The sequence below is a fragment of the Autumnicola psychrophila genome (assembly GCF_031846645.1).
Taxonomy (GTDB): domain Bacteria; phylum Bacteroidota; class Bacteroidia; order Flavobacteriales; family Flavobacteriaceae; genus Autumnicola; species Autumnicola psychrophila.
On sequence record NZ_JAVRHN010000001.1, the window covers coordinates 436354 to 450159 of the forward strand.

A 13806-nucleotide genomic window follows, 5' to 3' on the forward strand; every position below is an offset into this window, starting at 1 on the left:
GTTCGTGGTTTGAATAACTCCCCCGTGACGTTATTTACAACTTTTAAATTCGCACTTTAATATCACACTTTCAACTTCAAAAAGTCACCGGTCTATGGGCTACCCCTCCTTAAAAAGAATGGAAACTTTTGCTTACCAACTACAAACTAAGAACTCCAGACTATTTAAGCGCCTGCTTCAAATCAGCAATAATATCATCTACATGTTCAAGTCCTACAGAAACCCTTACAAGACCAGGAGTAATTCCTGCCTCCAGCTGGTCTTCCTCACTTAACTTACTGTGCGTGGTAGATGCAGGATGCGTCACAATACTACGTGTATCTCCCAAATTTGCACTTCTGGAACACAATTTCACGCTGTCAATAAATTTTCTTCCGGCTTCAATCCCGCCTTTTATTTCGAAGGAAATAATATTTCCGCCCAGTTTCATTTGCTTTTTGGCAATTTCATACTGCGGATGTGACTTCAGGAAGGGATATTTGACATTTTCAGCATTAGGCTCTTTTTCCAGAAATTCCGCTACTTTTAAAGCATTTTCACAATGCTTGTCCAGCCTTACAGCCAAAGTTTCAAGACTCTTGGACAGCACCCATGCATTAAATGGTGATAAAGCAGGGCCTGTATTTCGTGAAAAAAGATAAATTTCCCGGATTAATTCTGGATTACCGACCGTAACACCTCCTAAAACACGTCCCTGACCATCAATTAACTTCGTTGCCGAATGGATTACAAGATCTGCTCCAAATTTTATTGGATTTTGCAGGTATGGCGTTGCAAAGCAGTTATCAATGATCAAAATTAGGCTATGTTTTTTGGCAATTTGACCCAACCGCTCTAAATCCAAAATATCGACACCAGGATTTGTAGGGGTTTCAGCAAAAAGAATTTTTGTCTCCGGTTTTATCAGGCTTTCAATTTTGTCAACTTCATTTACATTAAAGTAGCTATGAGAAATATTCCATTTGGGAAAATATTTTGTAAACAAACCATGTGTAGAACCAAAAACCGATCTTGCTGAAACAACGTGATCGCCACTATTCAATAATGCCGCAAGCGTTGAAAATACAGCGGCCATCCCGGTGGCAAAAGCATACCCGGTTTCTGCACCTTCCATTTTTGCGATTTTATCAACAAATTCTGAAGTATTGGGATTGGTAAACCTGCTGTAAATATTCCTATCTTTTTCTTCTGAAAATGAAGCCCTCATATCCTCGGCATCCTCAAATACATAACTGGAAGTTAAATACACTGGCGTGGAATGTTCTAAATGTTGTGAACGTTCCATTTGAGTTCTTACCGCAATAGTTTCAAATTTTTCCATTAAGCTTTTTTTTCTGATAATTTTAATATGTCTCCAAATACACCTCTTGCAGTAACAGCAGCACCGGCACCGGCACCCTGAATTACTATTGGACGATCGCCGTAAGATTCGGTATATATCTCAAAAATTGAATCGGCACCCTTCACCTGCCCAAGACTGCTATCTGCTGGAACCGAAACCAGGTTCACTTCCAGCTCACCCTTGTCCTGTTGCAAATCTCCGGAAAGGTCTCCTATATATCGCAAAACATGATTTGGTTCTTGTTGGTCTTTTATCTTTTGATACCTTTCATCCAATTTCACCAAATTTGAAATAAAACTTCCTGCATCGCCGTCTCTTAAATCTTCCGAAACCAGGTTCTTAATTTTCACATCTTCAAACTCGTTTTGCAAATCAAGTTCCCTTGCCAAAATAAGTAGTTTTCTGCCCACATCATTTCCATTTAAATCTTCCCTGGGATCAGGTTCTGTAAAGCCTTTATCAATAGCATCTTTAACGACACTGCTAAACGGTCTGTTTTCTGAAGAAAATGTATTGAAGAGATAACTTAACGTTCCGGAAAATACACCTCTTATCCTGGTAATATTTTCTCCGGAAAGATGTAGTATTCTAATTGTATCTATAAGCGGAAGTCCCGCACCTACATTTGTTTCGTAAAGATATCGCTTCTGATTTTTTTCCAAATCTTCCCGCAAACCTTTATAAAAATGCATATCTAACGTGTTTGCAATTTTATTGGAGGAGATAAGGTCAAATCCATTTTTAACCAGTTTGGAATACTGCTGAACAAAATCCTTACTGGCGGTATTGTCAATTGCAATGAGATTTTCTAAATGATGCAGCCGCGCGTAATCGATTACTTCTGAAACTGAAGATTCTTTTTCTGATGTCTGCAACTTTTCTTTCCAGTCATCAGAAAGACCTTCGGAATCTACCAAAAGCTTTCGGGAATTGGCAACAGCAAAAACATTCAGTTTAATTTTTTTCCGTTCTTCAATTGAAGCAGCCGAATGTAAAATCTGATCAATTAAGGTTCCTCCTACACTTCCATGTCCAAAAATGGCAATATTAATTTTTTTGTAAACCTCAAAAATTTCACCGTGAATTACATTCAGTGCTTTATGAAGCTGAGTTCTTTTAACAACCAGGCTCACATTTTTTCCGGTGACAGTATTATTAAAAAGCAACGGCACGATCTGATTCCTGATGAGCGCATTATAAGGTTTATGAAAAGTACTCAGGTCCTGCCCGACTATTGATATTACCGAAACATCATCTACAACAGAAATCTTATTCACATCCTTGGAATAAAAGTCACTTTCAAATTCCCTTTCCAGGGCCTTCACTGCGCGACTTGCATTTTGAGCATCCACCACAAGACCTATACCCCTTTCTGAAGATCCCTGTGAAATGATACTTACACTTATTCCGCTATCCCCGAGCGCCCGGAAAATTCTGGCATCAATTCCCGATTTTCCTAAAAGCCCGCGGCCTTCCAGATTGAGCAATGAATTATGTTCAAGAACCGATAATGACTTAATTCCTTCTTTCGAAGGTTTGGCGGTAATTAAAGTTCCTTTGTTATCATTATTAAACGTGTTTAAAATCCGTAGCGGAATATTTTTTTCAATTAAAGGAATAATTGTTTTAGCGTGCAAAATCGTAGCACCGAAATTTGCCAATTCATTCGCTTCACTATAAGAAAGTTCCTCGATACGTTGCGCATTCCTAACTAAATCTGGATTTGCGGTGAAAATCCCATCGACATGGGTGTAATTTTGCAATTCTTCTGCATCCAGGTAATTTGCCAGTAGTGCCGCAGAGTAATTGCTTCCGTTTTTACCCAAAGTGGTAGTATCGCCATTTGATGTTGACCCAATAAAACCAGTAATAACATTCACTGTCTGCCCATTATGTACTCCAAAGTGTTTAAGAAAATTTTCTTTTGAAATTGCTTCCAGAGGCTGGGCATTACCGAATTTATCATCGGTTTTTAAAAGCTTTCGGGCATCTGTAAAACGGGCCTTATGACCCCGTTGCTGCAGCACCTCCGTTATAAATTTACCTGATATTATTTCCCCCTGGGCAAGCAACTGATCTTTTACCTTAAAGCTGTAATCGCCAAGCAAACGAACTCCTTCAAGTATATTTTCTATATTTTTAAATTCTTCTGAAAAACCCAGACCATCATAACCGCCAATCTGATATTTTTTGAATTTCCTCAAGGCATCGCTGTAATCCTGATTTGAAGCAGCCATTTCCAACAAGTCTTCAAGTTGAATTGTTGTTTTCCCCCTTGCAGAAACTACCACCCCTATTCGCTCCTGCCTTTCTATTTTATCCTCAATAATATTCAGAACTGCTTTAATCCCATTTCCATTAGACAAAGATTTACCGCCAAATTTGACAATTTTCAGCTTATTTCCCTGCTGAAAAATTCCGGAAATGATCTGCTCTACCTGCCTGGATTCTATTAAAAAAGCATCATGACCATGAACAGAATGAATTTCGCTGTATGTAACCTTGTTACTGCTTTGTGCGAGCTGGCGGTGCGTTTCCCTGTTTTCTTCAGCAGTAAAAAATAAATCTGAATCTACTCCGATAATAGTAATATTCCCTTCGATTCGCTCCAGTATTTTATCTAATTCGGGTCTGCCACGGGCAACATCTATAGTCTTTAATAATTGATTCATCAACTTGTAAGCTCCAATCTGGAATCGCTCCTGGAGTTTATTACCATGATGTAACAACCAGCTTTCTACATTAAAGACCTGCAGCTCTTCATTAGTACTACGCTTAAAACGGGATTTGAAAGATTCTGGCGTGCGGTAACACAACATTGCGTGCATTCTCGCATCATGCACAGGATTACTGGAATTATTAAGAAAAAGCTCCTGAACCTGGCAATTGGCAATTAGCCAGTCGGTAGATTTCCAGTCGGTAGCAATGGGTATTAAATTTTGAGTAATAGAGGGATTAATCGCGGCCATTTCCCAGGCGATACCACCTCCAAGCGAACCTCCAATCAAGGCAAATAATTTTGCGATTTTCAACTCTTCCAGACCCTGAAGAAAAATATCTGCGATATCCCGTGCGACAAAATCTTTATAATTTTCTATAATAAAGCCATCATAGCCATTTCCGGGAATATTAAAAGAAAGGATAGTATATTTATTAGTATCTATACATTTTTCCTCACCAACAAGATCTTTCCACCAACCCTCATCTCCCGCCACGTTCGAATTTCCGGTAAGGGCATGGTTAATCATCACAACCGGCGCCGTGTCTAAAGGCTGACCAAAAATCTCGTAAGAAAGTTTAATATCCTGAAGCTTCCCGGCGGAATTTTTAAAATTTGCTATGTGAATTTCCTCTAGCATTTTCTTTCCTTTTTTTGAAAGAATGAGGGAAAGAACATTTTAAATGCTCTTTCCCCTTACCTTCCAACCAACAAATTAATTAAAACAGTATCTCTTACTTAATTTTTGAAAAAGCTTCTTTTAAATCAGATTTAAGATCCTCTATATCTTCCAGACCTACAGATAACCTTATTAAATCCTGGGTTACACCTGTAGAAGCTTGTTGTTTTTCATCCAGCTGCTGGTGTGTTGTACTTGCAGGATGAATAATAAGAGATTTTGTATCCCCAATATTTGCGAGAAGCGAAAATATTTTTGTTTCATCTGCTACTGTTTGCGCCGAATCAAAACCTCCTTTTACACCAAACGTAACCAAACCACTTTGACCTTCTGGCAGGTATTTTTGTGCCAACTTATAGTATTTGCTTTCCTCCAGCCCCGGGTAATTTACCCAGGTAACCTCTTCCTGTTGCTGAAGCCATTTTGCCAGTTCCAGTGCACTTTCACTATGTTGTTTTATTCTTACTTTTAATGTTTCCAGCCCCTGAAGTATCTGGAAAGCATTAAACGGACTAAGTGCTGCGCCGTGATCACGCAATCCTTCGATTCGCACTTTAGCAATAAACGCTGCTTCCTCCAGCGCGTCGTGGTAAACCAGCCCATGATAACCCGGAGAAGGTTCAGTAAATTCAGGGAATTTACCATTAGCCCAATTGAATTTGCCGGCGTCTATGATTACGCCTCCAAGTGCAGTTCCGTTACCATTAATGTATTTTGTGAGTGAGTGAATAACAATATCGGCACCATGCTCAATAGGTTTTACCAGGTAAGAAGTAGCCACTGTGTTGTCTACGATAAAAGGCACACCGAGTGCTTTAGCTTCTGAAGAAATAGCTTTAAGGTCTAAAACATCCAGTTTTGGATTTCCTAAAGACTCTACAAAAATAGCTCTGGTGTTTTCCTTTGCTGCTTTTTTAAAGTTTTCAGGATTGGCGGGATCCACAAAGGTGGTATTGATTCCCAGCCTTGGTAATGTCACGCTTAATAGATTATATGTACCCCCATAAAGGCTACTTGATGCTACGATGTGGTCACCGGTTTTTAACAGCGTAAGAAGCGTGGTATTAATAGCTGCCGTTCCCGAAGCTGTCACAACACCGGCAATTCCACCATCCAGCGCAGCAAGCCGCTGTTCTAAAACATCGTTTGTAGGATTATTAATCCTCGTGTAAATGTAACCAGGTTCTGCCAGTGAAAATAAGTCGGCAGCATGTTTGGAATTTTTAAACACGTAGGAGGTAGATTGATAAATAGGAACTGCGCGCGTCCCTCCATTAGCGGTTACATCGTGTCCTGCGTGAAGTGCGTTTGTGGCAAATTTTTGTGTACTCATAATTTCTATATTTATATACTTCTGTTCGTTGGCGTTAAGTTAAAAAAAATCCCCCAAGTTAGCTATTACCAGGGGGACTCCGAATTGAACTATATAAACTAAATTATACTTCCGAGTTTTGGCAATAGCGCATCATGTGACACATTCGCATCATCATCATCATTTCTCGTACTACTAGTTTTTGAATTGCCATATTACTTTTTCTTTCTTTAATCATTAAAAACCTTTTTCCGAATGACTGCAATAAAAAAGCCGCTGCGATTGGCAGCGGCTTTTGCAAATATCTTTTCAGTTTATGCAATAAGGTACACTGCGGAAGGTTTCCACATCATGCACATCATCATGTCGCAATTGAACTGTTTCATTGTTTGTTATTCTCTAAGGCAAATATAACCACACAAAATTCTATTTTCCAAATTAATTATTACTTTTTTGGGATTCTCAGTATGGATATGATAAATTCTGAAATCGGCAATAAAAGGATTGTTCGCCTGTAAAGTTTATAAAGATAAACCAAACACTTTCCACTCTCTCTTATTTCGTCCGGCACCAGGGCTTTAAGAAAAATATTAAAGTAGTCCCAAGAAATTTATAAAATGATATGGTCCTCTGGTACTAGCTTTATCTTTGCAGAATAAAGTGAATTTCAAAAAACAATACATTATGAAAAAACTATTGACTCTCGTTTTATTTTTTACCTTCGGCGTTACTCAGGCACAATTACAGGAAGGAAATTTGATGTTAGGTGCAGATTTGGGAAACGGCCTCGTTAGTCCCGCGAGTAGTGGACTGTTTGGGCTCAACGTCGGTTTAAATGATGGTGCGGGCTGGAATGTTGGTCTAAGTCCAAAAGCCGGTTTTATGATCACGGACAATTTCATGTTAGGTGCAATCGTAAATCTTGGACACTATAAAACAAGCGAAGATTCTGACGGGGTTTTTGTTTATGGAGCACAGGCACTAACCAGGTTTTATGTTAGTCCAGGAGAAGCTGATGTTGAAGATGTGGTTCCCGCCGGACAATTCTTTTTAGAAACAAATGCTGGTCTTGCCGGTAGAAATATTTCCGGTGGATCGACAACTAACGGCTTTGCCTTTGGTTTTGGACCCGGGTATTCTTATTTCCTTACTGACAGTGTTGCACTCGAAGCTGCTCTTAAATACAACGGATTAGTAGGCGGCGGAAATGAAGATTACCAAAATTCATTAGGTTTAACGGTGGGTATACAGGTATTCCTGCCTCGTTCCAGTGCTGAAGAAGCAATAAATAATTTTGACTAAACAGGTAGAAATTTAATCTCCCTTTAAAATCCCTGTGATACAATCACGGGGATTTTTTTTGTAATCTGCGCTAAGGACTGAGCGTTTGTTGGAGCATTTTTACATCTTTTTAGTTTTGAAAAGCGATCCGCGAAAGCCAGGCCCCGCTTTTTTAAGCAAAGGGCAGCGGACAACTTATAAAAACAAGTTAAAGGATTTTTCATCTAAACAATTTTTATACATTTGTACCGAATTATTTACAGGGAAAGATTTGACTGATTGCAACCCTAAAATATATTACTCATAAGAGTGGTATATAAGCTGAATCAAACTTCAGCTGAAAATGCTAAAGCAGTGATACACTCCTATAGCCTTTTGCACGTCATTTTCCTACCTGTTTTTCTTAAAAATTGAAAACATGGCGTATTTATTTACTTCTGAAAGTGTATCTGAAGGTCATCCCGATAAAATCGCAGACCAGATTAGTGATACTCTTTTAGATAATTTCCTTGCATTTGATGAAGAATCCAAAGTTGCATGCGAAACCCTTGTTACAACAGGGCAGATTGTTTTAGCCGGAGAAGTGCGAAGCAATACTTACCTGGATTTACAAAATATTGCCCGTGGTGTTGTTAATGAAATAGGGTATACCAAAGGGGAATATATGTTTAGCGGTGATTCCTGTGGTGTTATTTCGCTTATACATGAACAATCCCAGGATATTTATCAGGGCGTTGATCGCGGTAAAAAAGAAGAACAGGGTGCCGGCGACCAGGGAATGATGTTTGGCTATGCCACTAACGAGACTGAAAATTATATGCCATTGGCGCTCGACATTTCTCATAAAATCCTTATTGAGCTTGCAAAGCTAAGAAGGGAAGGTGAAGAAATTAAATACCTGCGACCAGATTCCAAGAGCCAGGTGACGATAGAATATAGTGACGATAATATTCCGCAACGGATTGTGGCCATTGTAGTTTCTACCCAGCATGATGAGTTTGATGAGGATGATCAAAAAATGCTGGACAAAATTAACAAAGACATTAAGGAAATTCTTATTCCAAGGGTGAAAAAACGTTTACCCGATTATGTTCAGAAACTATTTACAGATGAGATCAAATACCATATTAACCCCACCGGAAAGTTTGTTATTGGTGGGCCACATGGAGATGCCGGGTTAACCGGAAGAAAAATTATCGTGGATACGTACGGAGGAAAAGGAGCTCATGGTGGTGGTGCCTTTTCAGGAAAAGACCCGAGTAAAGTGGACCGTTCAGCTGCTTATGCTTCCAGACATATCGCTAAAAATCTTGTTGCTGCAGGACTTTCTGACGAAGTTCTTGTGCAGGTTTCTTATGCTATTGGCGTGGTAGAGCCGACTTCCATTTTTGTTGACACCTACGGGAAATCCAATGTAGATATGACCAACGGTGAAATCGCTAAAAAAGTAGCTGAAATCTTTGACATGAGACCTTCAGCAATAGAAGAGCGGCTAAAATTGAGAAATCCTATATATAGAGAAACTGCAGCTTATGGTCATATGGGAAAAGAACCGAGAACAATTACCAAGATTTTCAAAAGCCCGTATTCCGGAGAGGTCAAAAAAGAAGTAGAACTTTTTACCTGGGAAAAACTTGATTACGTAGAAAAAGTTAAGGAAGCATTCGGGTTGTAAAATCTACATCCCATAACCCCCAAAAGGGGAATTGATATAAATAAAACTCTTCTGTATAAACAAACCTCATAGATTTGAAAAATCTGTGAGGTTTTGTTTTTGATGTCCAAGCTTTACTGCCGGAGAAATTTTCTGTTAGTACTGAATTTCCACACGCTCCCCATTATTTCGGGCCGATTCATAAATCGCCATGATAATCTTCATATCCCTAACGCCCATTTCGCCCGGCACTATAGATTCCTGATTTTTACTAAAACTTTCTGCCTGGCTGTCCATTTGTATCGCCTGTTCGTAAACATTGGGGAAATCCATTTTCCCTTCGCTGGTTTCTCCCTCTTTACCTTCGTAAGAATAGGCGGGATCCAATTTCCACCAGCCATTTTCGGCTTCAGCAGATAATAATTTCTTTCCTTCGGGATCTGCATAACTGGTTTCACATTCAGCCACTACCCCATCTTCAAATTCCATTTCCCATTTTACAGACTGTTCCACATCCCGGAAATAAGCCGGGTGGGTGATCTCTCCGAATTCAGCTTTCACAGCAATTGGTTTTTTACCCATGGTATAAACCGCTCCCTGCACGCAATATATCCCCAGGTCCATTAATGGACCGCCACCGGCACGTTCTTTATCCAGACGCCACACATCCAGGCTGCCCCCGGTCATGTCACTGCTGTCTGCAGCTTTTATGCTCTTCACTTTTCCGAAAATTTTATTCTGGCCAAGCTCCATGACGCGCTTATTAAAAGGTTCAAAGTGCAGGCGGTAACCAATCGCTAGTTTTACTCCGTTAGCATTACAGGCATCAACCATTCGCTGAGCCTCCTCTGCAGTTGTGGCCATTGGTTTTTCACAAATCACATGCTTTTTAGCTTCTGCTGCACGTATTGTAAATTCCGCATGAAAGGCTATTGGCAGTACAACATAAACTATATCTATGTCGTTATTATTGGCAATTTCATCAAAATTGTCATAATTATAGACATTTCCTTCCGGAATATTGTACTTACTTTTCCATACTTCTGCTTTTGAAGGGGAACCGGTCACAATTCCTGCTAGGTGGCAATTTTCTGTTTCCTGCAAGGCAGGTGCCAGTTGATTTGTACTGTAACGACCCAGACCCACCAGTGCAATCCCCATACTTTTAAGTGGCTTACCAGATTCTCCGGCTGCTGCCTCCATAAATGAATAAAGAGGAGAAGTCATTAATGCTCCGCCGGTAGCCAGACCCATCCCTTTTAAAAATTTTCGCCTGTTGCAGCAGTTATAATTATTATCGTTGCTCATAATCTGCTATTAAATTGTAGGTGTTCCTCCCGTAATCTGCACGGTAGAACCCGTCATGTAACTTGAACCTTCTGAAGCCAGCAACACATAAGCTGCAGCAAGTTCTGCCGGTTGTCCTGCACGCTTCAGGGGAGTATTTTTTCCGAATTGTTTTACTTCTTCCATTGGCATGGTAGCAGGAATAAGCGGTGTCCAGATGGGCCCCGGGGCCACACAATTTACTCTTATTCCTTTATCTGCAAGCAGCTGGGCAAGGTTGGCTGTAAAATTCTGAATTGCTCCTTTGGTAGCTGCATAAGCCAGCAAAACCGGTTTAGGCTTATAAGCATTAATAGAAGTGGTATTAACTATTGTGCTACCCGGCTTCATGTGTGGTTCTGCGGCTTTGCACAGGTAGAACATAGAGTAAATGTTTGTTTTAAAAGTATAATCCCACTCTTCACTGGAAACGTCCTGCAAAGATTCACGTGCCATTTGAAATGCGGCATTGTTCACAAGGATATCAATTTGTCCAAATTCCTCTACTGCCTTACGAACAATCTCTTTACAATGCTCCTGTTCACTCACATCACCAGCAATGAGAAGAGCCTTTCTTCCCGCTTCTTCCACATATTTAGCGGTTTCTTTAGCATCCTCATGCTCTTCGAGATAAGAGATAACCACATTGGCACCCTCGCGGGCATAAGCTATGGCCACTGCCCTTCCTATACCCGAATCGCCACCGGTTATAAGGGCATTTTTACCTTCCAGTTTTCCGGAACCTTTATAAGAACTCTCCCCGTGATCTACCTGAGGCTGCATTTCATTTTCATGGCCCGGTTCATCTTGTCTTTGTTCAGGATAAGGTGGTTTTACGTGTTTTTCTTGTGGATCTTTCATAATTTGAATGGTTAATTTTTAAAAAATATGGCCCTTTTCTATTTGTAAACAATTTGTTTCATTTTTATTCCGAAGAAATTGTAACAGCAGAAATAAGAGACCTTCTTAAAATTACCAATATCGGCATGGTAGATAAAAGTCTGGTCGCTAAATCTTTCATAAATTTTTAGGATGTGAAAAATTCTTAGCAGAAACTCTTCTTCATTTTTCAACCCTGATCGGCAAAAATATTTTTGACGTTTTCTTCGGAAAGGTTTAACAACTGGCAAGGTTTAATTTGTCTATTTTTAAAAAGAACCAATACTACTCCTATGTCATTCTTTGGAAAAGTCAGAAACACGATTAACCTATTAAAGTCGGTTGATCTCGACCAACTACAGCAAATCAACAAGCAAATAGACCTTTCTGAAGCAATGAAAGCATTGGGCACTCTGGATGACAGGCAACTGAAGGGGCTGATGAAAATGTTAAAAACAAAGCAGCAAAAAGGAGAAAAAGAACTCCCTCCTACAGATGCCGACTTTTATAACCTGGACCTTAAACTGACTAAGGAGCAACGTGAACTGCAGATGAAGGTCCGCAACTTTATGGAAAAAGAAGTCCGTCCAATTGCCAATGATCATTGGAACCGCGCTAAATTTCCTTTTGAAATTATAGAAAAATTTAAATCACTTAATATCGCCGGGGTTCCTTACGAAGGCTATGGATGCCCAAATTTGCCATTTTTAATGGAAGGCATTATTGCACAGGAAATTGCAAGAGTAGATGTCTCTATTTCTACATTTTTCGGTGTGCACAGCGGACTGGCAATGGGTTCTATCTACCTGTGCGGAAGTGAAGAACAAAAACAGGAATGGTTGCCACAAATGCAAAAGCTGGATAAAATTGGTGCTTTTGGTTTAACCGAACCGAATGTAGGTTCCGGAGCTGCCGGAGGACTGGAAACCACCTGTAAATTTGATGGTGAAAACTGGGTTATCAACGGTCAAAAAAAATGGATAGGAAACGCAACTTTTGCAGATGTGATCATCATTTGGGCCAGAGATATAGACAGTAACCAGGTGAAAGGATTTTTGGTCAGAAAAGAAAATCCCGGTTTTAAAGCCGAAAAAATGGAAGATAAAATGGCGCTGAGAATAGTTCAAAATGCGCTTATTACCCTCACCGATTGTAAAGTACCGGAAAGCGACAGGTTACAAAATGCAAATTCATTTAAGGATACAGCAAAAGTACTTAGAATGACCCGTGCAGGAGTTGCGTGGCAGGCAGTAGGCTGTGCCCGTGGTGCTTATGAAAGTGCTTTGGCATATACTAAAAAGAGGGAACAATTCGGCAGGCCAATTGCATCCTATCAGCTAATTCAGAATCACCTTGTCGAGATGCTTTCCAACCTTACTGCGATGCAAACATTGGTTTTCCGGCTAAGTGAAATGCAGGATCAGGACATGCTCACAGATGAACATGCATCTCTTGCCAAGGTTTACTGTAGTATGCGCACAAGGGATGTTGTAAGCCGTGCCCGTGAAGTTTTAGGCGGTAACGGAATTTTACTGGAACATGACGTTGCCCGTTTTGTAGCCGACGCCGAAGCTATTTACAGCTATGAAGGAACAAAAGAAATAAATTCTCTCATTGTAGGAAGAGCCATTACAGGCTTTAGTGCATTTGTGAGCTAATATTAATAAAAAAAGGAAAAGAAAAATGTCATTTTTAATTGTAAGTCCGGGCAGAGACCCGCAACCCTGGTTAGAAGCTTTAAAAAATCAACATCCGGGACTAAATATTTATGTATACCCGGAAGACCACGACAAAGAAGAAGTGGAGTTTGCACTCGCCTGGAACCATCCGCGGGGCTTGTTCAAAAATTATCCGAATTTAAAAGTAGTAGCCTCTATGGGTGCTGGTGTGGACCACATCACCAGCGACAGGGAACTACCTGAAAATATAAAAATTACACGAGTAGTAGACCAGCAGCTCACAACAGATATGAGTGATTTCGTGCTGGCCCAGGTGATGGACCACGTGAGACGACTTTCTTATTATAAAGCCCAACAGGTAGAAAAAACCTGGAACAGGAAACCTTATAAAAGACCTAAAAATACTACAGTAGGTATAATGGGAATTGGCGTTTTAGGATCTGCTGTAGGTGAAAAACTGGCGAAGAATGGTTTTAATGTTCTTGGATGGGCTAAAAGTTCTAAAGACAAGAAAGACATTAATACGTATTGCGGAAAAGAAGGACTGGAAGAATTTCTTCCGCAGGTAGAAATTCTTGTTTGTCTACTGCCGCTTACTTCCAAAACAGAAAACATTCTCAACATGGATTTATTTGATCAACTGCCTGAAGGAGCTTACGTGATAAACGTAGCCAGGGGAGAACATCTTGTAGAACAGGATTTACTCAGGATGATTGGCAGCGGACACTTGTCCGGAGCTGCACTGGATGTATTTAGGGAAGAACCTTTACCCGAAGAGCATCCTTTCTGGACCGAGCCTAAAATTCATATCACTCCGCATATCGCCAGTGTTACTAAAGCTTCCTCTGTTGTCCCACAGATTATTGAAAATTATGAACGTCTTCAGGACGATGAGCCGCTGAAAAACGTGGTAGAAAGAGATAAAGGTTATTAAA

Annotated in this window: 9 protein-coding genes; 4 read left to right on the forward strand and 5 right to left on the reverse strand. The window is 40.1% G+C overall.

The window, feature by feature from the left end:
• Window positions 1-160: 160 nt before the first annotated feature.
• From RM541_RS01735 to RM541_RS01745, 3 genes are all read right to left on the reverse strand, one after another.
• Window positions 161-1321 carry a trans-sulfuration enzyme family protein gene (locus tag RM541_RS01735; RefSeq protein ID WP_311498500.1) on the reverse strand — a complete coding sequence of 387 codons (1161 nt, stop codon included), beginning with the start codon at window positions 1319-1321 and terminating at the stop codon, window positions 161-163.
• Window positions 1321-4701, reverse strand: coding sequence for a bifunctional aspartate kinase/homoserine dehydrogenase I (gene thrA, locus RM541_RS01740; protein WP_311498501.1), 3381 nt, complete (start codon window positions 4699-4701; stop codon window positions 1321-1323). Before thrA ends, RM541_RS01735 begins: the two co-directional genes overlap by 1 nt.
• 94 nt (window positions 4702-4795) lie before the next feature.
• On the reverse strand, window positions 4796-6073 hold the full coding sequence (locus tag RM541_RS01745) for an O-acetylhomoserine aminocarboxypropyltransferase/cysteine synthase family protein (protein ID WP_311498502.1): 1278 nt from the start codon (window positions 6071-6073) through the stop codon (window positions 4796-4798).
• A 663-nt stretch (window positions 6074-6736) separates the two neighbouring features.
• On the opposite strand from RM541_RS01745, the gene RM541_RS01750 reads away from it, so the two are divergent.
• Both RM541_RS01750 and metK read left to right on the forward strand, forming a co-directional pair.
• On the forward strand, window positions 6737-7354 hold the full coding sequence (locus RM541_RS01750) for a hypothetical protein (protein ID WP_311498503.1): 618 nt from the start codon (window positions 6737-6739) through the stop codon (window positions 7352-7354).
• 397 nt (window positions 7355-7751) lie between these two features.
• The gene (gene metK / locus RM541_RS01755; protein ID WP_311498504.1) at window positions 7752-9008 is read left to right on the forward strand and encodes a methionine adenosyltransferase; all 1257 of its coding nucleotides are present in this window, start codon (window positions 7752-7754) and stop codon (window positions 9006-9008) included.
• Between the two features lie 135 nt (window positions 9009-9143).
• Here metK and RM541_RS01760 read toward each other — a convergent pair whose 3' ends face one another.
• Together RM541_RS01760 and RM541_RS01765 are read right to left on the reverse strand one after the other, a co-directional pair.
• On the reverse strand, window positions 9144-10295 hold the full coding sequence (locus tag RM541_RS01760) for a Gfo/Idh/MocA family protein (RefSeq protein ID WP_311498505.1): 1152 nt from the start codon (window positions 10293-10295) through the stop codon (window positions 9144-9146).
• Between the two features lie 9 nt (window positions 10296-10304).
• Window positions 10305-11174 carry an SDR family oxidoreductase gene (locus RM541_RS01765; protein ID WP_311498506.1) on the reverse strand — a complete coding sequence of 290 codons (870 nt, stop codon included), beginning with the start codon at window positions 11172-11174 and terminating at the stop codon, window positions 10305-10307.
• 311 nt (window positions 11175-11485) lie between these two features.
• On the opposite strand from RM541_RS01765, the gene RM541_RS01770 reads away from it, so the two are divergent.
• Both RM541_RS01770 and RM541_RS01775 read left to right on the forward strand, forming a co-directional pair.
• Window positions 11486-12850, forward strand: a complete 1365-nt coding sequence (locus tag RM541_RS01770; RefSeq protein WP_311498507.1) for an acyl-CoA dehydrogenase family protein — start codon at window positions 11486-11488, stop codon at window positions 12848-12850.
• A gap of 25 nt (window positions 12851-12875) precedes the next feature.
• Window positions 12876-13805 carry a 2-hydroxyacid dehydrogenase gene (locus RM541_RS01775; protein WP_311498508.1) on the forward strand — a complete coding sequence of 310 codons (930 nt, stop codon included), beginning with the start codon at window positions 12876-12878 and terminating at the stop codon, window positions 13803-13805.
• Window position 13806: the final 1 nt, after the last annotated feature.